This window comes from Desulfofundulus salinus (assembly GCF_003627965.1).
Lineage (GTDB): Bacteria > Bacillota > Desulfotomaculia > Desulfotomaculales > Desulfovirgulaceae > Desulfofundulus > Desulfofundulus salinus.
In genome coordinates, this window is record NZ_RBWE01000001.1 from 1,990,667 (window position 1) to 2,016,456 (window position 25,790).

Here is a 25,790-nt window from a genome sequence, read left to right on the forward strand (position 1 = left end):
CCTTATCTCTCCCTGCTACCAAACTTCAGGCGGGGTACACAGGCCCGGGGGGGCGGGGCAGAAACCTCCGGTAGGGACTCTTTTTTTGGTCTCTCAAATTGCCATTTTACGGTAAATACCGGTTTTTCCGTTTCCGCACCCTTGTCGGCCGCCTCCAGCATCCCGGGCGGCGGCACCGGCACCGGTACCGGTAACCGACCTTCCTCCGCGGGAAAACGGGGTGCGTGGGTAATGGTAATGCTGCTTAAAATGAATTCGTCTTCCCGGGTCAGCTCTCCACCGCTGTAATAACGCCGGCGTAATTCAGCCCTTGGAATAAAGGCCGAAAATTCCGCCGGCACATTCATCTTGGTGCGACGGCTCATGCGCATGGTTAATTCCCCAAGCCGGATGTCGACTTTGTCGACCTGGCGCCACTTATGCCGCTCCGGACAATGAGGCGCTGAAAACCAGGGATGGTAGAACATGGCATCACCCCCTGGTATATTTTACTGCCCATAGCGCTGAAAGGATACATTTATAACCTCTCAGTGTCAAAAATTAAGCAATCCTGTGCCCGCAGGGAGTATATGAACGGGTATTAACCGTTGACGGAAGTATTTAATATATTTACAATTAAAGTACAAGAATATTTTAGGAGGAATGCGCTTGCCTCCAGACGAGGGTTACTTGGCCGTGCGTGCCGTAATTGAGCTGACCCGTACCATGGACCTGCTGGAGGACTTGCTGGCCAGGCACTTTGCCCATTTCAACCTTTCTCAGCCCAAATTTAACGCCTTGATGGAACTGTATCATGCCGGGGAACAGGGCCTTCCCCTTTCCGAACTGGGGCAGCGCATGTTGGTTAGCCGGGCCAATATTACCGGTCTGGTGGATCGGCTGGAAAGGGACGGGCTGGTGGTTCGTGTTGTTGATCCTAAAGACCGGCGTGTGATCCGGGCTCAAATCACTCCCCGGGCCGTCCAGCTCCTCCACGGTGTCTTACCTCTACACAACGACCTGATCAAACGGGCTACATCCTGTTTAAACAGGGAAGAAAAGGAAACCCTTATCCGTCTTTTAGTTAAACTGCAACAGGGCCTGGATAAATTGTAAAAAATCTTTGAAACCGCCAGTCGCAAACGGGCGGATATTTAACACTTAATTAAGGAGGTTGATCGCTTTGAAGTGCGCCAGATGTCAGGAGGAAGTATTACCTCAAGATAGCTACGACTATTACGGGCAAACTTTATGCGAGGATTGTTACATTGTTGCCCTGCAACCTCCTAAACCCTGCGACCCGGCAGCCGTGGCCAGCGCTAAAGCCACCAGAAAACAGCTGGGACAGACAGGCACCGACGGTCTGACCCCGCTCCAAAAGAGAATTTATGAATACATCAAAGCAAAGGGAAAGGCAACCAAGGAAGAACTGGCCAGTACCTTTGATCTGCCCCAGTGGGAACTGGAAAAACAGTTTGCGGTTCTGCGCCATTGTGAACTGGTCAGAGCCACCAAAGAAGGAAATCAAATATATCTCACTTTATGGTAATATAAAAACCTTTTAGCTGTGCGTCTGGGAACGTAACTCTACCACCACATCGAGAATGCGGTGTGCCAGTGTTTTTTTGTCCATCACCGGCAGGGGCTGGATACGCCCGTCGCGATAGAACAGCTTGACAATGTTGGTGTCGGCGCCAAAGCCCGCACCCGGTTGGGTAACATCATTGGCCACCAGCAGGTCCAGATTTTTTTTGCGCAGCTTTTGCAGGGCATTGGCCTCTAAATCTTCGGTTTCGGCAGCAAAACCCACCAGTGTCTGGTGTGGTGCTTTACGTTGCCCCAATTCAAATAAAATATCGGGATTCTTTTCCAGCTCAAGGATCAGAACTCCCTCTGCCTTTTTTATTTTCTGGCCCGCCACTATTTTGGGGCGGTAGTCAGCTACTGCTGCCGCTTTAATCACCACATCCTGAGTGGAAAAGCGCTCCATTACAGCCTGATACATCTGCTGTGCGGTTTCGACGGAAACCAGCTCCACGCCGGCGGGCGGGTCCAAACTGGTGGCAGCGGATACCAGGGTAACCGCTGCCCCCCGCTGTATGGCTGCCGCGGCCAGGGCATAGCCCATTTTGCCCGAACTGCGGTTGGAGATATAACGTACCGGATCCAGGGGCTCCCTGGTCCCTCCGGCGGTAACCAGTACTTTTAATCCACCGAGGTCACCCGGTGAAGAAAACAGGCCTTTGATATGTTCCAGGATAACCTCGGGGGCAGGCATGCGGCCGCGACCTTCCACACCACAGGCCAGGCGGCCCACCTCCGGTTCTACAATATGGTAACCCATCTCCTGAAGCCGCTTCAGGTTGGCCTGCACCGCCGGGTGAGCATACATGTAGGCGTTCATGGCCGGGCAGAGGAGCACCGGGCAGGTAACCGCTAAAACCAGGGAGCTCAAAAGATCGTCGGCGAGGCCGTGGGCCAGCTTGGCCAGGATATTCGCCGTAGCCGGGGCAATCACAACTAAATCGGTCCTGGTGGCCAGCTCAATGTGGGGAATAGCCCCACCGGCATGGCGGCCAAACAGGGCAGTATGCACCGGTCGCCCGGTGAGGGCGGCAAAGGTTAGGGGTCGCACAAATTCCTGTGCCGCTTGCGTCATGACCACGTCCACCAGGGCACCGGCCTTGGCGAGGGCACTGGCCAGCTCTACAGCTTTATAGGCGGCAATTCCCCCGGTTACGCCCAGGATGACGGACCTGCCCGCGAGCATGCTTTTCGCCCCCCCGCACTACTTTACGCCATGTTTGGTCCGGCGGTAACGGATCTGACCCCGGACAATTTCGTGTAATGCCCGGGTAACCGGCTTGACTGTCGGGCTATCTCCCTCTTCTTCGCCTCTATCCGTCAGCATTCTGGCTCTTTTCGCCACCACCACGACCAGCGTGTAACGGCTATCAACTTTTTTCATTAATTCGTCTAGAGATGGTTGATTCATGGCGATCCCCCGCACTCACCAGGAATTCTCTTTAAAATCCATTAAATTACCCCAGCTTTCATCCATTTTTATGCGCTGAGGACGGCATTTTTCGGCCACAAGAATTGATTGTAGGGTAGCTACAGCTTCCTCAACATGCCGGTTAATCACCACATAATCGTAACGGAAAAGGAACTGCAATTCCGTGTTTGCCCAGTGCAACCGTCTTTGAATCTCTTCGATGGAATCAGTACCGCGACCGGTAAGGCGCTCGGCCAACGCAGCCCGGGAAGGGGGTAGGAGAAAAACCAGTACTGCTGAGTGAAACTTCTTTTTAACCTGCAGGCCCCCCTGAACATCAATCTCCAGGAGCACATCCTCACCCCTGGCCAGGGCATCCTCTACCGTTTTTAGCGGTGTACCGTAATAGTTGCCGTAGACCTCCGCCCACTCCAGCAATTCCCCGGCATCGATCATTTGCTGGAACTTTTCCCGGGAGACAAAAAAGTAATTAACCCCGTCCACTTCCCCAGCCCGGGGTTTTCTGGTCGTGGCGGAAATGGAAAGGTGAATCCCCGGTTCTTTTTCCAGCAAAGCACGGCAAACGGTTCCCTTACCGGCCCCGGAGGGACCGGACAGTACCATCAATATGCCCTCTGATCTCATGATTATTCATCCGATCGCTCTTCCGACTGAGCAGGAGTGCTCTCCTTGTTTACCAGACGATGGGCAACCGTTTCCGGCTGTACGGCGGAGAGAATTACATGATCGCTATCGGTAATAATCACTGCCCGGGTACGCCGCCCGTAGGTGGCATCCACTAGCTTGCCCTGATCACGGGCCTCGTTAATAATGCGCTTGATAGGTGCCGATTCGGGGCTGACAATAGCCACAATGCGGTTTGCCGAAACAATATTGCCAAAGCCGATATTAATCAATCTAATCTCCATCATTTTCCCCCCTGCCACGGGATTATTCGATATTCTGCACCTGTTCTCGCATCTTCTCCAGTTCGCTTTTTACCTCCACCACCACCCGGCTGATCTCAAGGTCAGGTGCTTTAGAGGCAATGGTGTTGATCTCCCGGTTCATCTCCTGAATCAAGAAGTCCAGCTTGCGGCCCACGGAGCCACCCTCGTTCAGAAATTCCCGGAACTGGGCTATATGACTGGCCAGGCGCACCACTTCCTCGGCAATACTGGAACGTTCGGCAAAAACGGCCACCTCCGTAGCCAGACGGGCTTGATCCAGCGGTGTATCGCGCAGCCACTCCTGCAGTCTATGGGTCAGGCGGTTGTGGTATTCCGCGACCACCTGCGGTGCCCTGGCCTTGATTTGCTCGTTCAGTTCTGCAACCCGTTCCAGGCGACGGGTCAAATCCGCCTTGAGCTGGCTGCCCTCGGCAAGGCGCATTTGCACCAAACCATCCAGCGCCTGTTCCAGGGCCCCGGAAACCAGGGGCCACCACGCATCATCATCTTCGACAGGTTCGTCCACCACCAGCAGTCCCGGTAGATTAATCAGATGCTGTATGGTGACGGGATCTGTTAATCCCAGGATGGCCTTTAATTCCTCCATTGCCTTATAATACGATTTAGCCAGGGCTTTGTCAACTTTTACAACTGGACTTTGCTCACCGCATTCCTCCACGGAAAAGTAACCGTCAATCCGCCCGCGGAAGATGCGGGACTGAATCAGCCTCCTGGCTCGATCCTCCAGGGAAACCATATTCCGGGGCAGGCGCAGGACAACTTCACAAAAGCGGTGATTCACAGATTTAAGTTCCACCGTAAATTTTTTGCCCTGCCCGCATGATTCACCCCGGCCAAAGCCCGTCATGCTCTTAAGCAAAAATCCTGCTCCTTTCCAAAAGTGTATTAATTGTTAGCGCAAGGGGAACGATCAGCCCTCGTTCCCCTTAATCAATTTGGAAGAAAAACTGTTCAATGCGGTTGAGTCCTTCCACAATGTTTTCCATGGAGGTGGCGTAGGAAAGGCGGAAACAGCGGTCATCGCCAAAAGCCACCCCGGGAACCACCGCCACCTTGACCTCATCCAAAAGAAGGCCGGCCAGATCGCTGGCTCCGTTAATCTGCCTCCCTTTATACTGGCGACCAATATACCTGGCCATAGAAGGAAAAACATAAAAGGCGCCGCTCGGGGTGTTACAGGAAATTCCCGGTATAGCGTTCAACCGCTGGAGCATGTAATCACGCCGCTGCCGGAATTCCGCCACCATTTCCTTCAGGGGCTCCTGGGTGCCGGTTAGGGCAGCCACACTGGCCGCCTGGGCAATGGAGGTGGGATTGGAGGTGGAGTGACTTTGCAAATCAACCATGGCCCTGGCCACCTCCGTGGGGGCGGCAGCATAGCCAATGCGCCAGCCCGTCATGGCATAGGCCTTGGACATTCCGTTAATGACCACCGTTTGCTCCTTTAAAGCCGGGCTTAAGGAAGCTATGCTCACGTGTTCGCAACCGTCATAGATCAGTTTTTCGTAGATTTCATCGGAAATAACCACCAGCCCGTGGTCTTCAATTACCTTTCCCAACTCCACCAATTCTTCCTTAGTGTATACTGCCCCGGTGGGGTTGCCGGGAGAGTTTATAATCACCATCTTAGTGCGCGGGCTAACTACCGACAGCAGTTCCTCGGCCGTCAATTTGAACCCGTTTTCCTGGCGCGTCTGGACGATTACCGGCACCGCACCGGCCAGCTTGATCTGCTCCAGGTAGGTGACCCAGTAGGGTGCCGGCAAGATAACCTCATCCCCCGGCTGAAGGAGCACCATCATGGCGTTGTAGAGGGAATGCTTGGCTCCGGCGGAAACCACAATTTGCTCCGGCGTATACTCCAGTCCGTTGTCCGCCTTCAATTTTTGCACGATGGCTTCTTTTAGCTCCATGGTACCGCCTACGGGAGTATACTTGGTCATACCCTTGCGGATGGCAGCCATGGCCGCTTCTTTTATATGCTCCGGAGTATCGAAGTCCGGTTCCCCCGCACCAAAATTAATAACCTTTTCTCCGGCAGCAATCATTTTCTTGGCCCGGGCATCGATGGCCAGGGTGGGTGAAGGACTGATGTTTTTGACCCTGTCGGCAAGTTTCACGGCTGATCACTCCTGCAACGCGTTTTTAGAATCTTACTGGCCCGAGGTTTTTCTTAATGCGTTCCACTGCTTCTTTTAGACGGGCGGTATCCACAGTGAGGGACATCCGGAAATAACCGGCTCCATTGGCACCGTAACCGGTACCCGGCGTTATCACAACCCCGGCCTTTTCCAAAACCAGCTCGGTAAATGATTCGCTGGTATGCCCCGCCGGAACGGGAGCCCAGACATAAAAGGTGGCCTTTGGTTTTTCCAGTTTCCAGCCCAGGGAGTTCAAGCCGTCCACCAGGATGTCCCGGCGTTCGCGGTAAAGGGCGTTAACCCGGTCAATAACCTCCCGCGGCCCGTTTAATCCCGCCATAGCAGCATACTGGATGGCCTGAAATTGTCCGGAATCCAGATTTGACTTCAGGCGGCCCAGGGCCTCGATGACTTCCGCGCAGCCTGCGGCCCAGCCAATCCGCCAGCCGGTCATATTAAAGGGCTTGGAAACGGAGCTAAACTCAATACCTACCTCCTTGGCGCCGGGGACTTGCAAAAAGCTTGGCGGCCGGTAACCATCAAAGGCCACTTCCGAATAGGCCGCATCGTGACAGACCAGGACGTCAAACTCCCGAGCAAAGGCCACCACTTCGGCAAAGAAAGACTTACTGGCCACCGCCCCCGTGGGGTTGTTGGGATAATTGATAAACATCATTTTAGCCCGCCTGGCCACTTCTGTAGGGATGGCAGCCAGATCGGGAAGGTATCCCCGATCGGCCTTTAAGGGCATATAGTAGGGCTCCGCCCCGGCCAGGATGGCTCCCCCTGCATAAACAGGATAACCCGGGTCTGGTACCAGCACCGTGTCCCCGGGGTTGAGATAGCACCAGGAAATATGGGCGATGCCTTCCTTGGAACCAATAAGGGTGACCACTTCGGTTTTGGGATCCAGCTGTACTCCGAAACGACCGGCATACCAGTTGGCCACTGTCTGGCGATAGCTGAGCATACCTATGGAAGAAGGGTACTGGTGGTTGGCCGGGTTGCGGGCTTCCTTAATCAGTTCCTCGATAATGTAGTCCGGAGTGGGCTGGTCCGGATCGCCGATCCCCAAGCTGATAATGTCCACCCCGGCAGCCTTTTTTTCCTCTATCAACCGCTCAATACGGGCAAAGAGATAGGGGGGTAAATTTTTTATGCGTTGCGCCTGTTCGAACCGCAAAATCAATACCTCCTTAACAACACTATTCTCGGCAGGAGATCTGGCCGCAGAAGACCTCCTCTGCCGGGCCGGTCATGTATAAATGATCGTCTTCCATCCATTCAATGAGCAGGGTTCCCCCGGGTAAGTGAACCTTGACCACACGGTCCGAGTAATTGTTCAGCACACCGGCCACCACCGTGGCACAGGCCCCGGTACCGCAGGCCAGGGTAGGCCCCGCACCCCGCTCCCAAACCCGTACCCTTACCTCGCTCCTGTTTAAAACCTGCACAAACTCCACGTTGGTTTTACGGGGGAAAAGGGGATGCTTTTCCAGTTTTGGCCCCAACCCGTGCAGGTCTACCTGCTCCACATCGGGAACAAAAAGCACACAGTGGGGATTGCCCATGGAGACGGCAGTTATATGGAAGGTTTGCCCCTCCAGAACCAGGGGTTCATTGATCACCCGCCCCGGAGGACCAATCATGGGAATGTCCTGCCGTTCCAAACGGGGGATGCCCATATCCACCCGCACCGCGGCCACCCGCCCGTTCTCCAGCACCAGCCGGGGCACCATCACGCCGGCCCTGGTTTCGATATGCATTACCTCTTTTTTGATCCCGCCCCGTTCGTAGAGATATTTGGCCACACAGCGAATGGCGTTGCCGCACATTTCTGCCTCGCTGCCATCGGCGTTAATGATCTGCATGAAAGCATCGGCCCTGGGGCTTGCACGGAGGAGCACCAGGCCGTCGGCCCCAATACCAAACTGGCGGTGACAGAGCAGCCGGGCTGTTTCAAATAAATCCTCCCCACCCGGCCACTCCTGTTTTACCAGATCAACCAGGATAAAATCGTTTCCCAAACCGTGTACTTTAAAGAACTGCAATTAGGTAAGCCCTCCTTAAGATCCTGCCGCCTAACCCCACTTGGTTTGGCGACAGTACCCCTGAATCGTATTATTTCCTTAGTCGGAAGGGACAAAATTAATACTTCGCCCTGCCCGGCAGTTTTCCTGCAAAAGATCCAAAGTTCGGGCTCTAGACTTTAATATACATTATTTTTTCCCTGACCCGCAACTGCAGGTGCCTGAAGGCGGTATTAAACAGGGGCGGGGTCAGGGAGACCAGAATAACAACCAGCCAGTGCGGAGCATCCAGGGGTACGGTATGAAATGCCGGCTGCAAATAGGGTACATAAGTAACCGCCAGTTGTAAAAGTATGGAACAGAGTACTGCCGCCAGCAGGTGGGGATTAGAGAACAACCCCACTTCCCAGATGGTATGATGTTCCGAACGACAGGTAAAGACAAAAAACAGCTGGGAAAAAACCAGGGTGTTAAAGGCCATGGTCCGGGCCAGATCCAGGTGGCCGTAACCCAGGGAATAAACGCCGGCAAAAACGATCAATGTACCCAGGCCGATAGCCAGGCCGCTGCCCAGGATACGCCAGGCCAGGCCGTGGGCAAAAATACTCTCCCGGGGGTGCCGGGGCGGCCTGTACATGATGTCGGGATCGGGCGGATCTACCCCCAGGGCCATGGCCGGCAACCCGTCGGTAACCAGGTTCATCCATAATATCTGAATGGGCAAAAGGGGTAAAGGCAGTCCGGCCAGCACGGCAAAAAACATGACCAGCACTTCCCCCACATTGCAGGAAAGCAGGTAACGGATAAATTTGCGAATATTATCATAGATACCTCGCCCCTCCTCCACGGCGGCCACAATGGTGGTAAAATTATCGTCGGCCAAAACCATGGAGGAAGCCTCTTTGGTTACGTCCGTCCCGGTTATGCCCATGGCAATACCGATATCCGCTTCCTTAATTGCCGGGGCATCATTGATCCCGTCTCCGGTCATAGCCACCACATGGCCGGCCTGCTTCAGTGCCCGTACAATGCGAAGTTTGTGCCGGGGCGACACCCGGGCGTATACCGCCACTTCCCCCACAATCCGCCCTAATTGCTCATCGTCCAGCTGGTCCAGTTCGCTTCCGGTTAAAATGCGCCCCTGCCTTCCCAAAAGACCCAGCTCCCTGGCCACGGCCGCAGCAGTCAGGCGGTGATCGCCGGTAATCATCACCACCTTGATTCCCGCCCGGCGGCAGCGTTGCACGGCCATCACTGCCGCCGGCCGGGGCGGGTCGATCATCCCCGCCAGGCCCACAAAAACGAGATTTTGTTCTACCTCCGCTTCCGTCAACTCCCCTGTGGATGCTGGCCCCAGCCTGCACCAGGCCAGGGCCAGGACCCGCAGGGCGTCGGAAGCCATGGCGGCATTCTGCCGTAAAATTTCTTCCCGCTGGCGGGGTGTTAAAGGAACTATGCGGCCCTGGCGGTAATGATGGGTACAGAGCTCGAGCACAACATCGGGCGCCCCTTTGACATAGGCAACCAGGGTGCCATCAGCTTGCTTGTACACCACGGACATGCGCTTGCGTTCGGAATCAAAGGGGAACTCCATGACCCTTTGCTCGTGGCGTTCCAGTTCTTCCCGCCAGAAGCCCCCCTTGGCCGCCATGACCAGCAACGCCCCTTCGGTGGGATCGCCGTTGATGGACCAGACGGGGGATTCCCGGCAGGCCAAACTGCGAAACAATCCTCCTATGGAAATCCCGCTGCGGGTAAGCACCGCATTATTGCACAGGGCGGCAATCTTGAAAAATAACTGGAGCTCCTCGGCACGGGGGGACAGCGAGGTAATGATTTGCCCCTTGGGATCATACCCTTCTCCAGTAAACTCCAGGGGAACCTGGCCCACCACGGCCCGACGCACCGTCATTTCATTTTGAGTCAGGGTACCGGTTTTGTCGGAACAGATCACCGTGGCGCAACCCAGAGTCTCTACCGCCGGCAACTTGCGAATGATAGCCCGACGCCGGATCATGCGCTGCACCCCAATGGCCAGGGCGACGGTAACAATGGCGGGCAGCCCCTCGGGAATGGCTGCCACGGCCAAACTCACTCCGGCCAGGAACATCTGGTGGGCCGGCTCACCGCGGTAAATGCCCACCGCCACCACCAGGGCACAAACCAGCAGGCAAAAAGCCACCAGTCCCCGTCCCAACTGGGCCAGGCGGCGCTGCAGGGGAGTCTCTTCACTCCCCGCCTCTTGAATTAACCCGGCAATGCGGCCCATCTCGGTGGCCATTCCCGTGGCCACCACTATCCCCCTCCCCCGGCCGCGGGTTACCACTGTCCCCAGGTAGGCCATGTTACGGGCATCTCCAGGGGTAACCCTGCCCGAAATGGGCTCTACCTTCTTTTTAACGGGGGCGGACTCACCGGTAAGGGCAGACTCCTCTATTTCCAGGTTTACCGCCTCCAATAGCCGCAGGTCGGCCGGCACCCGATCTCCCGCCTCCAGTAAAACCACATCCCCGGGTACCAGTCCTGCGGCGGAGGTCTTTTGTTCCATCCCCCCCCGGATCACCCGGGCCTCGGGAGCGGTGAGCTCTTTTAAAGCCTCCATGGAGCGCTCGGCCCGGTATTCCTGGATACAACCCAGGATGGCATTGATGATCACAATGACCATAATGGTGGCAGCATCCATAAACTCTCCCAAAAAACCGGAGATCACAGTAGCCGCCAGCAAAATTAAAACCATGAAATCTTTAAACTGTTCCACGAACATCCGCCATAAAGGCACCCGCGGTGCCCTGGCCAGTTCATTGGGGCCAAAGCGGGCGGCCCTCTCCCTGACCTCCCGCTCATCCAGGCCCCGGTGCGGATCGGACTGAAACACCGCTGCCACTTCTTCGCCAGTTAAGGAATACCATTGTTCCGGCATTGGCCCTCACCCCTACCATTGCGGTTTGTCCCACTTAAACATATGCGCATCACCTGGCAAAAATAACCTCCGAGGGGCATGATCCAAACTATCCCTTTGCTAAAGCTGGCAAAGGGAGCGGGGCAGCACAAAAACCATTTACGAAACGTGGCGCGGTGGTAAACAAACCGCGTATCTTGCGTAATCCTGTCGATATTGGTGCGGTACGGAAAAACGGTAGCAGAATCCTTGCCCGTACCTTGCGGGCCGCCGGCCGGAAGTGATAAACTGTTTGTAAATATTCAGTAAGCCCGGTTGGATGCGGCGCTGTCCCCGCTCACTCCAGTGCTCCGCGCCGACAGCACCGCGGCTCGCTTCGGACCGGCTCTGGCTCTCTGCGGATTGCCCGCCACTAATCATTCTTCGTTGTTACCTTTTGAAACAATATGTCTTAAAAGGTCCTCTTCCGGGTAGTTCATCATGCGTCCTCGAGAGCCGAGCCGGCAGCCTCGCTTCACCGGGTGCTGTTACCGGCGCTTCGCAAGTCGTTCGCTCCGGACAGCGCCGCATCCTCCTCATAACGGTTTTACTAAATATTTTCAACTGTTTGGTAACATGCCAGTGGAAAGGAAGTCTTCTATGCCTTTTGATGGACTGGTAATGGCAGCGGTACGCAAAGAGTTGGAAAACGAACTGCTCGATGGACGCATTGACAGAATCTACCAACCTTCTCCCCTGGAGATACATTTGCTCATCCACCGCCCGGGCACCCGGGCCCGCCTGCTGCTTTCCGCTCATCCGGAAAACGCCCGGGTACACTTAACCGGGCGGGTAAGGGAAAACCCCCCATCCCCACCGGTATTTTGCATGGTCCTGCGTAAGCACCTGGAGGGAGGCCGCATCCGGGAAATCCACCAGCGGGGGCTGGACCGGGTACTGGTTTTCCAGGTTCAGAGCTATAACGACCTGGGAGAACCCTGCCTCAAGGAACTGATATGTGAAATCATGGGGCGGCACAGCAACATTATTCTGGTTAACCCCGATACAAAGCAAATTATTGACGCCATCAAGCGCTATACCTACGCCGTCAGCCGCCACCGGGAGGTTTTGCCCGGGCGGGAATATATACCCCCACCGGAACAGCACAAACTAAATCCCCTTGAACTGAAAGAAGAGGAATTCCGCCAGGCGTTGCTAGAAGCTCCCCTGGAAACCCCAGTAGCCGCTATCTTGCAGCGCATCCTGGATGGGATTAGCCAGGTGATGGCCCGGGAGATCCTTTGCCGGGCCGGACTGGCTCAAGATCTTATTTTGGACCATTGCGGGGAATATGAAATAGTGGTTTTGTGGCAGGCAATTCAACAAATGGCCGGCGCCATTGCCCGGGGAGAATTCCAACCTTCCCTGGTGCTGGACGAACAGGGCAGGCCCAGGGAATTTGCCGCCTTTGATCTAACCCATTTTCACCCTTTAACCCGCCGGCAGGGCAGCATGAATGCTTTAGTCGATCTCTTTTATACGGCCAGGGAAGAAGACCAGGCTTATCAAAGTAAAAAACAATCCCTGCTTACCGTGGTGCGGCGGGAGATGGGTCGCCTATCCCAAAAGCTTTCCCTGCAGGAGGAAAGCCTGGCCAAAGCCGAACGGGCAGAAGAATATAGAATCTTTGGGGAACTGCTCACGGCCAACCTGTATCGCCTGGAAAAAGGTCTTAGCGAGGTTACCCTGGAAAATTTCTACGACCCGGAAAAAAAGATGGTAACCATTCCGCTCGATCCCCGGTTGAGCCCGGTGCAAAATGCCCAGGCCTACTTTAAAAAATATACCAAGGCCAAACAAACCAGGGAGGAAACCGGAAACCGGATAGAGCAAACCCAAAGAGAGCTGGAATATTTAAAGGGCGTAGAAACGGCCATTACCCAGGCCACAACCGTACTAGAACTGGTGGAAATCAGGGAAGAACTGGAGGAGCAAGGCTACTTGAAGCCGGCAAGCAGGGAAAAGAAAAGGGAACCGGAAAAACCCCGGCCCCTTGTTTTTACTTCCAGCGATGGTTTTACCATTTTAGTGGGAAGGAACAACAAGCAAAACGACTACCTCACCCTGCGCCTGGCCAAAGGCGAAGATGTCTGGCTGCACACCAAGGACATCCCCGGTTCCCACGTGCTCATTCGCACCGGCGGACGGACAGTACCGGAAACCACCCTGGCCGAAGCTGCCTCCCTGGCCGTTTATTTCAGCCGGGCCAGGGAATCGCAAAACGTGCCGGTGGACTATACCCTGTGCAGAAACGTACACAAACCCCGGGGAGCCCGTCCCGGCTACGTTATTTATACCGGACAGCGCACCCTCATCGTTAATCCCAATCAGGAATTGGTAAAAAGGCTCAAGGCGTAACCGCCGGAATCGCACCTTTCAGGATCAGCCCCCGGCGGCCAGCCTTAACCCTGCGGCGGCAATCATGTCCAGGTCCTTTTGTACTTCATTGCCCCGGGTGGTGAGATAGCTGCCGATCATCAGACCGTTAACGGCAACCTCCAGGGCTTTTTGCTGTTTTTCCCCCAAACCGGGCTCCCGCCCCCCGCACAGGCGCAAAACGGCCCGGGGCATGATCAGGCGGAAAAGGGCCAGGGTTCTGAAGATCTCCTCTACCGGCAGGGGCTTTTGTCCGGCCAGGGGCGTGCCGGGAATGGGATTTAAAATGTTTACCGGAACTGATGTTACCCCAAGTTCCCGCAGTTCCAGGATCATTTCCATCCGGTCAGCCATGGTTTCCCCCATTCCGATGATCCCACCGGAACAAACCTTTAATTCGGCCGACCGGGCGGCCCGGATGGTAGCCACCCTATCCTCAAAGGTATGGGTGGTGCAGATGTGGGGAAAATAACTCCGGCCGGTTTCCAAATTATGATGATAGGTGGTTACCCCGGCTTCCCTTAAACGCCGGGCCTTATCCCAATCAATGATCCCGAGGGAAGCACAGAGTTCCAGGCGGGTTTCGGTCCGAAGCACCCGGTAAATGTCCAGCACCCGCTCAAAATCCCGCTGTCCAATGCCCCGGCCGCTGGTCACCAGGGCAAAACGTCGTGCCCCGGCGGCTTCCATGCGCCGGGCCTTTTCCAGGGCCTCTTCCGGCCCAATCAAAGGATAAGTTTTCGCCCCGGTCCGGTAGCGGGAGGATTGGGCGCAAAAACGGCAGTCTTCACTGCAAAGACCAGACCGGGCATTGATGATGGAACAGAGCTCCACTTCCCGGCCCCCGAAGCGCTCGCGTACCTGCCGGGACAAGTCTACCAACTCCTCCAGCTTCTCCGGCGGCCAGCTGGCCAGGGCAAATGCTTCTTCCCGGGTTAAGCCCTCTCCTTCCAGGACCCTATTTTTCATCTCCTGCCACATAAGCTAAAACCCCCAAAGATTTTCAACTAAATTTATCCAGGCATGGGGTTCACCTGCTTTTTTAGGGTTGGGATAAGAACTTTTCCCTTGTTCATCGAGCGGCATCACATCACCTTCAAAAGGCGGCAGTCTTTTTCTACGAAAAATGGGATTAGATGGCTTTTTTACTCACCCGTGACCACGGCTATGGATTCATAAGTGATCTCCAGGACCTGGTTTAACTCCTCTTCCGACATGGTCAGTACGGGCATGAGCACGATCACATTACCCAGGGGACGGATAACCAGCCCTCGCCGGCGGGCCTCCAGGATCACCCGGTGGCCCACCTGCTCCTCCAAAGGGTAAGGTTGTTTGGTCTTCTTATCCGCCACCAGCTCAATACCCACCATCATGCCCCGCTGGCGGATGTCCCCCACATGGGCCAGCTCCCAGAAACCTTCCAGCTTCCGGCGCAAAAGTTCAATTTTGGGCTGCAGAGCGGCCAGCAAATTTTCCTTTTCAAATAACTCAATGCTGGCCAGGGCGGCAGCACAGGCCAGGGGATTGCCCGTGTAGGTATGGCCATGATAAAAGGTCTTGCATTCCTCCGGTTTACCCAGAAAGGCGCTATAAACCTCGTCGGTAGTCAGGGTGGCGGCAAGGGGGAGATATCCTCCGGTAATACCCTTGGCCAGGCACATCAAATCGGGAGAAACCCCTTCGTGTTCACAGGCAAAGAGTCGCCCCGTGCGGCCAAAACCCACCGCCACCTCATCGGCAATCAGCAGAACGCTATACCTGATGCATAGCTCACGCACCCGGCGGAGGAAACCGTCCGGTGCGGTGATCATCCCGGCGGCCCCCTGAACCAGGGGTTCGATGATCAATGCGGCAACCTCCTGGTGGTGCGCCTTTAGCAGTTCTTCCAGCCGGTCCACACAGGCCATCCCGCAGCTTTTCCTTTCTCTTTCCAGCGGGCAGCGGTAGCAATAGGGAGCGGGGGCGTGGAGACATTCAAAAAGCAGGGGCTTAAAGATGCCGTGAAAAAGGGGCATGCCGCCCACGCTGACCGAACCAATGGTGTCCCCGTGGTAGGCTTCCACCAGGGAGATGAACTTCGTCTTGCTGCGGAAGCGCCCCCCTTCCTTTTGCTGCCAGTATTGAAAGGCCATTTTTAAAGCAATCTCCACGGCGGTGGCCCCGGCGTCGGAATAAAAAACTTTATTGAGCCCCGGGGGAGTAATCTCCACCAGCTTTTTGGCCAGGAGGATCGAGGGGATGTTGGCCAAACCCAACAGGGTGGAATGGGCTATTTCATCCAGCTGTTCTTTGATGGCCCGGTTTAATACGGGATGACAGTGGCCGTGTACGGTCACCCAGAGGGAGGAAACTCCATCCAGGTAGCGGTTTCCCTCCACATCAATAAGGTAGCTTCCCTCACCCCGGGCAATAATCAGGGGTTTTTCCTGGGCATATTGCTGCATCTGGGTAAAGGGATGCCAGACGTACTCCTTGTCCCACTGTTCCAAAAGGGCGGGATCGTATTTAATCAAATCGAGCACCTCCGGAAGAAATAGACTGGATAAATGCCCGGTTGGCTGCCGCCCAGCACTCACCCCAAAATATGACTATACTACCGGCGTTCCAGGTTTAAATGGCACATCGGGTTTCGAAAAGAGCCAGTAATCATGGTGAGTGCTGGGTCCACTCGCCCATTTTAAGCGCAACGTTTTCATTTCATCCTGGGAGCAAGCACGTTTATCCTGTACCAGTGCACCCGCAAATCCGGGAAACCAAATCCTCCCAGACCACAGTGTTTTCCACTGTCTCCACCAGCCCGTCAGCGCTCCCTTTTTCCACACTGACCCCCGGGAGGTAGGGCACTATCCCCAGCACGGGCACGCCGGTCATAGTTGCAATAATCCCCGGGTTGTCCTTTTCCGCAGGACCCGCCTCCCCTGCTTTCAGGCCGTTAATAATTATTCCGGCCACGGGAAGACCTCTGTTTTGAGCATAGGCTACGGTCAGCACGGTATGGTTGATGCTGCCCAGCCCCGGGCGGGCCACCACCAGCAGGGGCAGGGAAAGCTCCCGGGCCAGGTCGGCCACGGTAAAGTCGGGACCGGAAAGGGGCACACACAACCCCCCGGCCCCCTCTACCAGGACCAGCTCGTGGCGTTGAAACACTTCCCGGCAAAAATCCACCACCCGTGACGGTTCAACTCTTTCCCCCGAAAGCTTTGCGGCCAGGTGAGGGGAAACAGCAGGGGTAAAACGATAAAGGTTCAGCTCATCTATGGACTGGGGCAGGCCGGCCACATGACGGTAAAAAACTACATCCTCGGGGACTATCCGCCCCTTGGCCTCAATTGCCCCGCTCTGTACCGGTTTTATGGCTACGGCATCAATTCCACGGCGACGCCAGACCCCCACCAGGGCGGCGGTGATGACTGTCTTGCCCACACCGGTATCAGTACCGGTAACCAGATATCCCCTGCCCATTAAAACACCTCCCGGTGGACTGGATTGACGGATTGTAGTGTCTTATATACCCTGCCGCCAACCAGGGAGGCTACCAGGGATAAAAACAGATCCCCCGGTGCACAGACAATGGCTCCAAACCATACCGCCTGGGCCAGGGTGAAGGGTTTTTGCACCACGTAATTTAAAATTATGTACAGGTGGATCACTCCCAGGACGTAAACCACCACGAGCCCGGCCATACTGGCCAAAAAATAACCGGGTACTCCCTTCTCCCTTACCCTTTCTACAACCGCCCCGATAACGTAAGCGCCCAGGGCAAATCCCACCAGGTAACCAAAGGTGGGCTGCAGCACGTAGGCCGGGCCGCCACCCTGGGCAAAAATGGGCAGTCCGGCCAATCCCAGGGCAAGATAGATTACCTGGCTCAAAAAAGCCAGCCGCTTGCCCAACAAAAGCCCGGCAAAGAGGACAAAGAGAAACTGCAGGGTAAAGGGCACATAAGGAATGGGAATCTTAATGAAAGCTCCCACTGCCGTCAGAGCGGCAAACATGGATACCAGAACCATTTCTTTTACCGACAGCCGCAAAATCCTATCCCTCCTATCGTTAACTATCAATAAATATTTGGTTAACATATAATATACAAAAACCCTTTCCTCAAGTCAACCAAAATTGCCTTATTCCTGGGAGGCCGTTCTCCTGGAGGCACTGTTTGGCCCAGACAACCGTCGCCTCAAAACTGCAAATTGGGCCGGGTTTAACCCGGCCCGTTCAGTCATCCTGTTCAATCATTAAGATAAATACGCGGTACCCGCTTACTGATCAAGCAAACCATCTCATAATTAATTGTGCCCATATGGGAGGCCACTTCCTCAACGGGTAAAAACTGCTCCCCCTGCACTCCAAAGAGAACGACCTCGTCCCCCGGCCGCACCCCCGGAATCCGGGTTACGTCCACCATGCACTGGTCCATGCACACCCGGCCCACCAGCGGGGCCCGCTGCCCGTGAATTAACACTTCGGCCTTATTGGACAACAGCCGGGACCAGCCGTCGGCATAGCCAAGGGGGAGAGTAGCAATAACCGAAGGGCCGGTGGTGGTAAATGTGCGGCCGTAGCTGATGGAAGTACCAGCCGGCACCTGTTTAACATAAGCTACCCGGGTTTTTAGCTGCATAGCCGGTTTTAAATCAATTACCCGCCGTACATCGGGAGAAGGCCACAGGCCGTACAAAATAATACCCGTCCGTACCATATCCAGATGCATTTCCGGTAAATCCAGGGTGGTGGCACTGTTGGCCACGTGTTTAAGCGGTATGGCTACGCCCCGGGCTTCAATGCCGGCCAGTGCTTCTTTAAAACGGTCGAACTGCCAGCGGGTGTAAGCTTTGTCCTGTTCGTCGGCGCAGGCCATATGGGTAAAGACCCCTTCTATAAAAATACTCGGCAGCCGGGATACGGCCACAGCAAAATCCGGTGCCTCGGCAGGGGTGACTCCAATACGGCCCATACCTGTGTCTATCTTTAAATGTACCCGGGCGGTTTTCCCCGCGGCTGCGGCAGCAGCAGAAATGGCCTGGACTACTTCCAGGGAAAAAACGGTCTGGGTCAGATCATGCTCCACCAAAAGGTACGCCTGTTCCGGGGGGGTATAACCCAGGATCAGGATGGGGGCGGTTATACCTCCCCGGCGCAGGGCCAGGGCTTCATCCAAAATAGCCACGGCCAGGCACTCGGCGCCATTGGCCAGAGCTACCCGGGCCACGGGCAGCGCCCCATGACCGTAAGCATCAGCCTTGACCACAGCCATTAGCTTTGTATCCGGTTGAAGCAATTTGCGGATCTCCCGCACGTTACGGGCAACGGTCCCCAGATTTACCTCTACCCAAACTGGACGGCCGTTACTGCAACTTCCGGTGATCATAGCAGAACCCCTTTTGGTACCATATGATAAAAACCTGAAGCGGTAATCATCCCTTCCACACCTATCCGAACATACGTGGCAGGTTCTTTCTCAAAATTATCTGCTATAAAGGCAGGAAGCCTCTCAGGGGAGAGGCCCTTTACTTATTTTACTGCTCCGCAAACCACCGGGCAAGTACGTGTTAGGAAATGCGCATTAAATCCACCGGCACATCCATCAATTCATGCAGCGGTGTGTACTCCAGATTCAGGGCTTCGGCCACGGCCTTGTACGTTACCTTGCCGTCCATTACGTTCACGCCCCGGGCCAGGGCAATGTCATCTTTGACCGCCTGGGCCAGGCCTTTATTGGCCAACTCCAGGGCGTAGGGCAGGGTAACGTTGGTCAGGGCATAGGTGGAAGTCCGGGCAACCGCACCGGGTATGTTGGCCACAGCATAGTGAATGACCCCATGCTTGACATAGGTTGGATTGGAGTGGGTGGTCACCCGGTCGGCAGTTTCCACACAACCACCCTGGTCAATAGCCACATCCACAATAACGGACCCGGGTTGCATGGCTTTAACCATCTCTTCCGTGACCAGCTTGGGAGCCCTGGCCCCAGGGATGAGTACGGCCCCAATGACCAGGTCAGCTTCCTTAACGGCTTCCTTGATGTTATAACTCGTGGAGATGAGGGTTTTGATGCGGGGACCGAATATATCGTCCAGATAGCGCAAACGTTCGGCATTCTTGTCGATAATGGTTACATCTGCCCCCATGCCCACGGCAATTTTGGCCGCATTGGTACCCACGGTACCCCCGCCAATGATAACCACCCTGGCAGGAGGCACGCCGGGAACCCCGCCCAGGAGCACCCCGCGACCACCATAGGTTTTTTCCAGGAACTGGGCACCAACCTGGACGGACATCCGCCCGGCCACTTCGCTCATGGGCATGAGCAGGGGCAGGGTACCCCGGTTGGTTTGAATGGTTTCGTAGGCAATGCCCGTAACCTTTTTGGCCAGCAGGGCCCTGGTAAGTTCCGGCTCAGGAGCCAGGTGCAGATAGGTGAAGAGTAACTGGCCCTCTTTAAACAAATCGTATTCTTCCGGCAGGGGTTCTTTAACCTTCATGATCATGTCGGCCTGCTCGTAAACATCTGCCTTGGTGGGCAACATGCAGGCGCCGGCGGCCACATACTCCTCATCGGTGATGCCGCTGCCCAGACCGGCCCCGGCTTCAATGACCACCTGGTGCCCGGCTTTAACCAGGGCTTCGACGCCGGAGGGGGTTATACCTACCCGGTTCTCGTTATCCTTTATTTCCTTGGGCACACCAACGATCATTTGCCATACCTCCCTTTAATGCTGTTATCAGCGCACATACACAACTCTACTTAATTACTATTCTTTCGACCAATCATTTCCCCTTGACGGTTTTTTGTCTAATTATATTGTAAATTTGTCCTTATACTAAATTTGTCCTTATACCTATTTTCCAGCATTTTTTTCGCCGGGGTAGGTTGGAACGCTCCCCTGCGCTCCGGGGTGCGCCGGTGTAGACCGAAGAAATAGTAGGATGCCACCGCCAGGGCAAACCAAACGGGACCAACGTACAGGGCCACCCGGGTGCCGGAATCAAAGGCCATGAGCACCAGTACAAAGGCCAGAAAGGCCAGCGCCGCCCAGGAAGCATAGGGCCACAGGGGGGTGCAGTAAGTTACTTTTGTTAACTCCTCCGGCGACAGCGACTGGCGGAATTTCATCTGTACCACCAGGATTATGCCCCAGATGTAGAGAGCACCGATGGTGGCCACGCTGGTGATATAAATGAAAACCCTGGCCGGTACCAGGTAATTTAAAACCACACCAACCAGCAGGAAAGCCGAGGAAACTAATATACCCACATAGGGAATGCCGTGGCGGGAAAGCTTCCCAAACACCGCCGGGGCATTTTTTTGCAAAGCCAGGTTATAGAGCATGCGCCCGGTGCTGAACAAGCCGCTGTTGCACGAAGATAGTGCCGCGGTCATCACCACAAAGTTAATGATGCCGGCGGCAGCTGGAATGCCAATTTTGGAGAAGGTTAATACAAGACTTAAAACAGATTTTTGACAATTTACTCCTCTCCCCTTGACAGTTCGAATACCACCCTTATCGTATTTTTGACCAGAAAACTTCAATGCACCAGGGAGAATATTAATATTTTGTCCAAGGGCGTTGTATTTTTGTCTTATTCATAATTTGAGAAAACCTTAACGCGCGATAGGACAAGAATTTTGATATAATAGTGCACGGGGGGATTTTTCATGAAACTCAGCCCCGAAAACCTGTCCCAATTAATTGAACCTAAAGAGGGCTTGGGACACCTGATCATTACCGGGGAAATCAAGGATGGGATCTGCGAAATCAGTGTTACCGATGACGGCGTGGGCATTCCCCGGGAAATACTGGCTGCTTTCAATGGTAATAATCAGGCCGGATCGGGTAAGCCGCGGGGAATTGGTCTTAAGAATGTGGACGAAAGGCTGAAGCTCTATTTCGGTCCTCAATACAGCGTTTCCCTGGATAGCCGCCCGGTTGGACAAGGGTATGTTTGAAGCTGCCCATAGATCTCATAATACGGTTCTGGCTTTCGCAAAAAGCGTAGACTTGAACACCCGACTTTCTTCACCGTAGGGGAAGTGATTTATGTGTACAAAATCCTGTTAGCCGAGGACGAAGAACTGGAACGCAGATTTTTACACCACCTGGTGGAAATTGCCGGCCTCCCCCTGGTCGTGGTCGGTGAGGCCACAAACGGCAGGGAAGCAGTGGAACTAGCTGAGCTCCTCCAGCCCGAAATCATTCTCATGGACATCAAAATGCCCGGAATAGATGGCCTTGCGGCCACCAGGACGATCAAAGAAAAAAAACCCGCCGTGGAGGTGATCATTATCACCGCCTACGGGGAGTTTTCCTACTCGCAGCAGCCGTCAGGTTCATTTAAGCCCGGCCTATTTAAGCCGCCTGTTCAAACAGTGCACGGGCCAGAGCTTTATCGATTACCTTACCGAGGTCTGGCTTAACGAAGCCAAGGCCCTCCTGCTGGCCGGGGAAAAACCATCGACCAGATTGCCAGCGCAGTGGGATTTAACAACAACAGCTATTTTACCGCGGTATTTAAAAAACGGGAAGGGGTTACCCCCTCGGAGTTCCGCCAGCACCGGAGAGGTGACGGCTCCCGGGTTTGACCGCGGGGATACCCTGCCGGCACAGGGGACATTCTTTCGGGCTATAGCTAACCGCCGGAACGGTTAGCAGTGCCCGGAGGATTACACCCAGATCAACCGTCCCATTGCTGCGGTCGACCAGTGCGGCGGCTCCCACAACCTGCGCCCCGGCTTCCCGGACCACGTCAATCACTTCTCGGACCGACCCGCCCGTAGTAATCACATCCTCCACCACCAGCACCCGCTCCCCGGGAGACAACACAAAGCCCCGCCGCAGGGTCATTACCCCGTTTTCCCTTTCGGTAAAAAGACTTCTAGCTCCTAGTGCCCGGGCTACTTCATAGGACACCAGAATGCCGCCCAGGGCCGGGCCGATAACAGTATCCACGTCTTTAAGCCCTTCATTTATCCATCCCCGGGCCAGTTCCCGGCACAACAACTCGCAATACCGGGGGTGTTCCAGCACCCGGGCGCACTGGAAGTAACGGTCGCTATGGCGACCGGAAGTGAGTATAAAATGACCGGTAAGCATGGCACCGGTTTTTTCAAAGATGGAAAGAATTTCTTCACGGCTGAGCAAAGCTAATTCACCTCAAATGTCGATTTAGAGAATATTATACCAGATCATCTGCTGCAGGAATGCCCCAGGGGCATAAATCACATAATAATAATGCCGCATTGTCCCGCCCGCCAAAAAGGAGGCAGGCTAATGGGTAGACGGCGTGGAGGATTGATGTCCGACAGGCTGAAATACGAATTAGCCCAAGAACTGGGAGTAGCCGACCTGGTGCGCAGGGAGGGCTGGGGCAGCGTTTCCTCGCGGAACTGCGGTAACCTGGTCCGACTGGCCATCGAAAGGGCTGAGCGGGCGATGACGCAGGGACAATAGCGGCAGGGGGTGCGCTATTAAATAGAAGCGCACCCTCTTTTTATACACTCGCTCCCATTTCATCCAGTACAGCCCTGGCGGCTTCTACCGGGTCCGGGGCGGCAATAATGGGGCGGCCTACCACCAGATGACTGGCGCCGGCAGCCAGGGCACCGGCAGGGGTTACAATTCGTTTCTGGTCGCCGCAGGCTGCTCCGGTTGGGCGGATACCGGGGGTAACGATCAAAAAGTCCGGTCCGCAGGACTGCCGGATGGCCGCCGCTTCCTGAGCCGAAGCCACCACGCCGTCCAGGCCGCACTCTTTAGCCAGCAAGGCCCAGGCCACCACCCGGTCCAAAATAGGCCCGGAGAGACCCAGTTCCCGGTTAAAAGCAGGCTGATCGATGCTGGTAAGCACGGTAACGGCAATGACCAGCGGTCGGGGAATGCCCAGGACCGCCGATTCCTTCCTGCAGGACTCTACCGCCGCCCGCATCATGGCGCGCCCGCCGGCGGCATGGACGTTGAACATGGCCACCCCCAGCCTGGCGAGAACCCGGGCTGCCTGGGACACGGTATTGGGGATATCGTGAAGTTTTAAGTCTAAAAACACTTTCACTCCCCGCCGGCACAATCCCTCCACCGCCGCCGGCCCCTGGCTGTAAAACAGCCGCATGCCGATCTTGAACATGCCCGCCCAGGGCTTGAGCCGTTCCACAAGATCAAGGGCCTGTTCCGTAGAGTCTACATCCAGAGCAACAATTAACTTTTTCCTGGCTTCGTCGATGTTCACAAAAACCCTCCTTAACCGGGACGGTGCGCTGAACCCCGCCAACCCCGGTGTGCTTGGCAGGCCGCTCGCCAGGAACCGGACCGTCCCTTGTGACCTTGTTTCGGGCGGCAATAGCTCCAAGCTATGACATAACCTGTACCAGGTACTGTCGCAAAACCAAAGACGGTACGGGCGGCGGTCGTCCCTTAAGGAGCGACCCAGCACTCACTAGAACAACTCTTTCGTTAGAATAGCCATTGAGCATATGTAAATAACGTTACTCAGAAGGAGTACTTTACCAGTGAGTGCTGGGTTTCGTCCGGCCTGTAGCACGGAGCAACGGGGGACGACCGCCGCCCCAGGTAGTTATGCGACAGTATCTACTAGAGACTACATGTGGGCCGCCCCGATTAACTCTTGAATGTCCGATACCCCTTCTTCCACCAGAAACCTTTCAATCCCCTCAATAATGTCCGTGGTGGCCCGGGGGTTGATGAAATTTGCCGTCCCCACAGCTACGGCGGTGGCCCCGGCCATGATGAATTCCAGGGCATCCTCGGCTGTAACGATGCCCCCCATGCCCACAATGGGAACCTTTAAGGCCTGGTAAACCTGCCACACCGCTCTTACAGCCACCGGCCTGATGGCCGGGCCGGATAGACCGCCCATGACGTTGGCCAGGGCCGGACGGCGGCGGCGAATGTCTATGGCCATTCCCAGCAGGGTGTTAATCATGGACAGGGCATCGGCCCCCGCCTCCACCACCGCTTCCGCCAACCGGACAATACTGGTCACATTGGGAGAAAGCTTGACCACCACTGGAAGTCGGGTAGCCCCCTTTACTGCCCGCACCACGGCCGCAGCCGAATCGGGATCGGCACCAAAGGCCAGCCCCCCCTTTTTGACATTTGGGCAAGAAATGTTTACCTCCAGTCCCGCCACGCCCGGCACCTCGTCCAGCCTGGCCGCCAGGGTGGCGTAATCCTCCACCGTATCCCCGGCAATGTTCACGATTACCGGCAGGTCAAACTGCCTCAGGTAAGGCAGAGCTACTTCGATGAAGTGATTCACACCGGGATTTTGCAAACCAATGGCGTTCAGGATACCTGCCGGTGTTTCCACAATGCGCGGTAGAGGGTTTCCCTGGCGGGGCAAAAGGGTGGTGCCTTTGACCACAATGGCCCCCAGGCGGTTTAAATCAACAAAGGGGGCATACTCGGAGCCGAAGCCAAAGGTGCCCGAGGCGGTGGTCACGGGATTTTTCATCCGTATACCGGCAACGTCTACGGCAAGGTTCGGTTTGGTCATAAAACATCCCCTCTTTTTCTAGTCCCAGACCAGCTGATCCGCCGGGAAAACCGGTCCTTCCACGCATACCCGCCGATACTGCAAGGGTTCGCCGCCTTTGCCGGCAGTTTTACACACGCAGGAAAGGCAGGCTCCCACCCCGCAGCCCATGCGCTCCTCCAGGGAAAATTCCCCGGGCACATCATACCGGGCTAAAAGCAAAGCCGTTTGGTGCAGCATACCCCGGGGACCGCAGGCGTAAACCATGTCCGCCCCTTCGCCAGCCAGTATTTTTTCCAGCAGGTCCGTCACCGGACCATGGTGGCCGCAAGAACCGTCATCAGTGGCCACAGCCAGCTCAAACGGGGCGGTATATCCCTCCTTTCCCACCGGCAATTGATCGGCACTGCGGGCGCCCACCAGTAAACAAACCTGGTTGTTTCTTTGTACCAATACTTGCCCTAAAAAAACAAGGGGAGCTACACCGATGCCGCCTCCTACCAGAACCACCCGCTGCCCCGGCGCCTGCAGGGTGAAACCACGGCCCAGGGGACCCATTACTCCAAGCCGCTCTCCCCTTCTCCTGGCGGCCAGCAAAGCGGTGCCCCTTCCGACCACCTGGTAAAGAAGGAATAGCTCTCCCCTTTCCCGGTTTACCCCGTGAATACTTATCGGACGGCGCAGCAAAGGATCCAGGTTGTCTGTACAACGTATGTAGACGAACTGACCGGGAACAGCCGAGCGGGTTATCTGAGGGGCATAAAGGCTTAGCCGGTAAAGCCCCGGCCCCACCTGCTCCTGCTGCACCACTTCGGCAGGTATATCAACAGCCATACCATGTTGCCTCCTGTTGGTGTTTTAACTAAAATTTTT

27 protein-coding genes and 1 pseudogene are annotated in these 25,790 nt (G+C 55.5%); 7 read left to right on the forward strand and 21 right to left on the reverse strand.

Annotated features, from left to right (window positions below; translation table 11 throughout):
- Nucleotides 1-2 precede the first annotated feature (2 nt).
- A complete protein-coding gene (locus D7024_RS10210; RefSeq protein ID WP_121451710.1) occupies nucleotides 3-467 on the reverse strand; it encodes a hypothetical protein in 465 nt (154 codons plus the stop codon).
- 175 nt (nucleotides 468-642) lie between these two features.
- Here D7024_RS10210 and D7024_RS10215 point away from each other — a divergent pair, with 175 nt between their 5' ends.
- Together D7024_RS10215 and D7024_RS10220 are read left to right on the forward strand one after the other, a co-directional pair.
- A complete protein-coding gene (locus tag D7024_RS10215; RefSeq protein ID WP_243113756.1) occupies nucleotides 643-1,095 on the forward strand; it encodes a MarR family winged helix-turn-helix transcriptional regulator in 453 nt (150 codons plus the stop codon).
- Nucleotides 1,096-1,162: 67 nt separating this feature from the next.
- Entirely contained in the window at nucleotides 1,163-1,528 is a 366-nt protein-coding gene (locus tag D7024_RS10220) for a hypothetical protein (RefSeq protein ID WP_121451712.1), read from the forward strand.
- 12 nt (nucleotides 1,529-1,540) lie between these two features.
- Here D7024_RS10220 and coaBC read toward each other — a convergent pair whose 3' ends face one another.
- From coaBC to D7024_RS10265, 9 genes are all read right to left on the reverse strand, one after another.
- Nucleotides 1,541-2,749, reverse strand: a complete 1,209-nt coding sequence (gene coaBC / locus D7024_RS10225; protein WP_121451713.1) for a bifunctional phosphopantothenoylcysteine decarboxylase/phosphopantothenate--cysteine ligase CoaBC — start codon at nucleotides 2,747-2,749, stop codon at nucleotides 1,541-1,543.
- Nucleotides 2,750-2,767: 18 nt separating this feature from the next.
- The gene (gene rpoZ / locus D7024_RS10230; RefSeq protein WP_121452540.1) at nucleotides 2,768-2,974 is read right to left on the reverse strand and encodes a DNA-directed RNA polymerase subunit omega; all 207 of its coding nucleotides are present in this window, start codon (nucleotides 2,972-2,974) and stop codon (nucleotides 2,768-2,770) included.
- A gap of 15 nt (nucleotides 2,975-2,989) precedes the next feature.
- Nucleotides 2,990-3,619: a guanylate kinase gene (gene gmk, locus D7024_RS10235; protein WP_121451714.1), complete on the reverse strand. Its 630-nt coding sequence runs from the start codon at nucleotides 3,617-3,619 to the stop codon at nucleotides 2,990-2,992.
- A gap of 2 nt (nucleotides 3,620-3,621) precedes the next feature.
- On the reverse strand, nucleotides 3,622-3,903 hold the full coding sequence (remA, locus tag D7024_RS10240) for an extracellular matrix/biofilm regulator RemA (protein ID WP_121451715.1): 282 nt from the start codon (nucleotides 3,901-3,903) through the stop codon (nucleotides 3,622-3,624).
- Between the two features lie 22 nt (nucleotides 3,904-3,925).
- Nucleotides 3,926-4,804: a YicC/YloC family endoribonuclease gene (locus tag D7024_RS10245; protein ID WP_121451716.1), complete on the reverse strand. Its 879-nt coding sequence runs from the start codon at nucleotides 4,802-4,804 to the stop codon at nucleotides 3,926-3,928.
- A 67-nt stretch (nucleotides 4,805-4,871) separates the two neighbouring features.
- Nucleotides 4,872-6,065 (reverse strand): pyridoxal phosphate-dependent aminotransferase, encoded by a 1,194-nt coding sequence (locus D7024_RS10250; protein ID WP_121451717.1) that lies wholly within the window; start codon nucleotides 6,063-6,065, stop codon nucleotides 4,872-4,874.
- 25 nt (nucleotides 6,066-6,090) lie between these two features.
- On the reverse strand, nucleotides 6,091-7,269 hold the full coding sequence (locus D7024_RS10255; protein ID WP_121451718.1) for an LL-diaminopimelate aminotransferase: 1,179 nt from the start codon (nucleotides 7,267-7,269) through the stop codon (nucleotides 6,091-6,093).
- 22 nt (nucleotides 7,270-7,291) lie between these two features.
- The gene (gene dapF / locus D7024_RS10260) at nucleotides 7,292-8,137 is read right to left on the reverse strand and encodes a diaminopimelate epimerase (RefSeq protein ID WP_121451719.1); all 846 of its coding nucleotides are present in this window, start codon (nucleotides 8,135-8,137) and stop codon (nucleotides 7,292-7,294) included.
- 151 nt (nucleotides 8,138-8,288) lie between these two features.
- Nucleotides 8,289-11,036, reverse strand: coding sequence for a calcium-transporting P-type ATPase, PMR1-type (locus tag D7024_RS10265; protein ID WP_121451720.1), 2,748 nt, complete (start codon nucleotides 11,034-11,036; stop codon nucleotides 8,289-8,291).
- Between the two features lie 618 nt (nucleotides 11,037-11,654).
- Between D7024_RS10265 and D7024_RS10275 the strand changes: the two genes are divergently transcribed.
- Nucleotides 11,655-13,412 (forward strand): Rqc2 family fibronectin-binding protein, encoded by a 1,758-nt coding sequence (locus tag D7024_RS10275; protein WP_121451722.1) that lies wholly within the window; start codon nucleotides 11,655-11,657, stop codon nucleotides 13,410-13,412.
- Nucleotides 13,413-13,436: 24 nt separating this feature from the next.
- Here the strand turns inward: D7024_RS10275 and bioB are convergent, their stop codons facing one another.
- The 7 genes from bioB to D7024_RS10310 form a co-directional block, all read right to left on the reverse strand.
- Nucleotides 13,437-14,399 (reverse strand): biotin synthase BioB, encoded by a 963-nt coding sequence (gene bioB, locus D7024_RS10280; protein WP_341466977.1) that lies wholly within the window; start codon nucleotides 14,397-14,399, stop codon nucleotides 13,437-13,439.
- Between the two features lie 176 nt (nucleotides 14,400-14,575).
- On the reverse strand, nucleotides 14,576-15,952 hold the full coding sequence (bioA, locus tag D7024_RS10285) for an adenosylmethionine--8-amino-7-oxononanoate transaminase (protein ID WP_341466978.1): 1,377 nt from the start codon (nucleotides 15,950-15,952) through the stop codon (nucleotides 14,576-14,578).
- A 196-nt stretch (nucleotides 15,953-16,148) separates the two neighbouring features.
- On the reverse strand, nucleotides 16,149-16,892 hold the full coding sequence (gene bioD, locus D7024_RS10290; protein WP_121451725.1) for a dethiobiotin synthase: 744 nt from the start codon (nucleotides 16,890-16,892) through the stop codon (nucleotides 16,149-16,151).
- Entirely contained in the window at nucleotides 16,892-17,461 is a 570-nt protein-coding gene (locus D7024_RS10295; protein WP_121451726.1) for a biotin transporter BioY, read from the reverse strand. Before D7024_RS10295 ends, bioD begins: the two co-directional genes overlap by 1 nt.
- Before the next feature lie 197 nt (nucleotides 17,462-17,658).
- Complete coding sequence (alr, locus tag D7024_RS10300; RefSeq protein ID WP_121451727.1) at nucleotides 17,659-18,798, reverse strand: alanine racemase; 1,140 nt, start codon at nucleotides 18,796-18,798, stop codon at nucleotides 17,659-17,661.
- A gap of 181 nt (nucleotides 18,799-18,979) precedes the next feature.
- The gene (gene ald / locus D7024_RS10305; protein WP_121451728.1) at nucleotides 18,980-20,125 is read right to left on the reverse strand and encodes an alanine dehydrogenase; all 1,146 of its coding nucleotides are present in this window, start codon (nucleotides 20,123-20,125) and stop codon (nucleotides 18,980-18,982) included.
- Between the two features lie 98 nt (nucleotides 20,126-20,223).
- Complete coding sequence (locus D7024_RS10310) at nucleotides 20,224-20,961, reverse strand: amino acid permease (RefSeq protein ID WP_341466979.1); 738 nt, start codon at nucleotides 20,959-20,961, stop codon at nucleotides 20,224-20,226.
- A gap of 126 nt (nucleotides 20,962-21,087) precedes the next feature.
- Between D7024_RS10310 and D7024_RS10315 the strand changes: the two genes are divergently transcribed.
- The 3 genes and pseudogenes from D7024_RS10315 to D7024_RS15200 all read left to right on the forward strand — a co-directional run bounded on the left by D7024_RS10315 (nucleotide 21,088) and on the right by D7024_RS15200 (nucleotide 22,011).
- A complete protein-coding gene (locus tag D7024_RS10315) occupies nucleotides 21,088-21,378 on the forward strand; it encodes a sensor histidine kinase (RefSeq protein WP_121451730.1) in 291 nt (96 codons plus the stop codon).
- A gap of 93 nt (nucleotides 21,379-21,471) precedes the next feature.
- A complete protein-coding gene (locus D7024_RS10320; RefSeq protein ID WP_243113757.1) occupies nucleotides 21,472-21,846 on the forward strand; it encodes a response regulator in 375 nt (124 codons plus the stop codon).
- Nucleotides 21,788-22,011: pseudogene (locus tag D7024_RS15200) on the forward strand (helix-turn-helix domain-containing protein). The gene D7024_RS10320 and the pseudogene D7024_RS15200 overlap by 59 nt, the downstream one beginning before the upstream one ends.
- On the opposite strand, the gene pyrE reads toward D7024_RS15200, so the two are convergent.
- Nucleotides 21,959-22,570: an orotate phosphoribosyltransferase gene (gene pyrE, locus D7024_RS10325; protein ID WP_121451731.1), complete on the reverse strand. Its 612-nt coding sequence runs from the start codon at nucleotides 22,568-22,570 to the stop codon at nucleotides 21,959-21,961. The pseudogene D7024_RS15200 and the gene pyrE overlap by 53 nt on opposite strands.
- 129 nt (nucleotides 22,571-22,699) lie before the next feature.
- Here pyrE and D7024_RS10330 point away from each other — a divergent pair, with 129 nt between their 5' ends.
- Nucleotides 22,700-22,879, forward strand: a complete 180-nt coding sequence (locus D7024_RS10330; protein ID WP_121451732.1) for a small, acid-soluble spore protein, alpha/beta type — start codon at nucleotides 22,700-22,702, stop codon at nucleotides 22,877-22,879.
- A gap of 40 nt (nucleotides 22,880-22,919) precedes the next feature.
- On the opposite strand, the gene pyrF is transcribed toward D7024_RS10330, so the two are convergent.
- The 3 genes from pyrF to D7024_RS10345 form a co-directional block, all read right to left on the reverse strand.
- Nucleotides 22,920-23,651, reverse strand: a complete 732-nt coding sequence (gene pyrF, locus D7024_RS10335) for an orotidine-5'-phosphate decarboxylase (protein ID WP_121451733.1) — start codon at nucleotides 23,649-23,651, stop codon at nucleotides 22,920-22,922.
- A gap of 369 nt (nucleotides 23,652-24,020) precedes the next feature.
- On the reverse strand, nucleotides 24,021-24,938 hold the full coding sequence (locus D7024_RS10340) for a dihydroorotate dehydrogenase (RefSeq protein WP_121451734.1): 918 nt from the start codon (nucleotides 24,936-24,938) through the stop codon (nucleotides 24,021-24,023).
- 18 nt (nucleotides 24,939-24,956) lie between these two features.
- A complete protein-coding gene (locus tag D7024_RS10345; RefSeq protein ID WP_121451735.1) occupies nucleotides 24,957-25,751 on the reverse strand; it encodes a dihydroorotate dehydrogenase electron transfer subunit in 795 nt (264 codons plus the stop codon).
- Nucleotides 25,752-25,790 lie beyond the last annotated feature (39 nt).

Excerpts from the sequence above, each read along its gene's own strand:
- D7024_RS10275 (WP_121451722.1), top strand. The coding sequence starts at position 11,655 with ATGCCTTTTGATGGACTGGTAATGGCAGCGGTACGCAAAGAGTTGGAA.
- gmk (WP_121451714.1), bottom strand. The coding sequence starts at position 3,619 with ATGAGATCAGAGGGCATATTGATGGTACTGTCCGGTCCCTCCGGGGCC.
- alr (WP_121451727.1), bottom strand. The coding sequence starts at position 18,798 with ATGATCACCGGAAGTTGCAGTAACGGCCGTCCAGTTTGGGTAGAGGTA.
- coaBC (WP_121451713.1), bottom strand. The coding sequence starts at position 2,749 with ATGCTCGCGGGCAGGTCCGTCATCCTGGGCGTAACCGGGGGAATTGCC.
- D7024_RS10215 (WP_243113756.1), top strand. The coding sequence starts at position 643 with ATGCGCTTGCCTCCAGACGAGGGTTACTTGGCCGTGCGTGCCGTAATT.
- D7024_RS10340 (WP_121451734.1), bottom strand. The coding sequence starts at position 24,938 with ATGACCAAACCGAACCTTGCCGTAGACGTTGCCGGTATACGGATGAAA.
- rpoZ (WP_121452540.1), bottom strand. The coding sequence starts at position 2,974 with ATGAATCAACCATCTCTAGACGAATTAATGAAAAAAGTTGATAGCCGT.
- D7024_RS10330 (WP_121451732.1), top strand. The coding sequence starts at position 22,700 with ATGGGTAGACGGCGTGGAGGATTGATGTCCGACAGGCTGAAATACGAA.
- D7024_RS10315 (WP_121451730.1), top strand. The coding sequence starts at position 21,088 with ATGAAACTCAGCCCCGAAAACCTGTCCCAATTAATTGAACCTAAAGAG.
- bioD (WP_121451725.1), bottom strand. The coding sequence starts at position 16,892 with ATGGGCAGGGGATATCTGGTTACCGGTACTGATACCGGTGTGGGCAAG.
- bioB (WP_341466977.1), bottom strand. The coding sequence starts at position 14,399 with ATGAAAAATAGGGTCCTGGAAGGAGAGGGCTTAACCCGGGAAGAAGCA.
- D7024_RS10345 (WP_121451735.1), bottom strand. The coding sequence starts at position 25,751 with ATGGCTGTTGATATACCTGCCGAAGTGGTGCAGCAGGAGCAGGTGGGG.
- remA (WP_121451715.1), bottom strand. The coding sequence starts at position 3,903 with ATGGAGATTAGATTGATTAATATCGGCTTTGGCAATATTGTTTCGGCA.
- D7024_RS10265 (WP_121451720.1), bottom strand. The coding sequence starts at position 11,036 with ATGCCGGAACAATGGTATTCCTTAACTGGCGAAGAAGTGGCAGCGGTG.
- ald (WP_121451728.1), bottom strand. The coding sequence starts at position 20,125 with ATGATCGTTGGTGTGCCCAAGGAAATAAAGGATAACGAGAACCGGGTA.
- D7024_RS10210 (WP_121451710.1), bottom strand. The coding sequence starts at position 467 with ATGTTCTACCATCCCTGGTTTTCAGCGCCTCATTGTCCGGAGCGGCAT.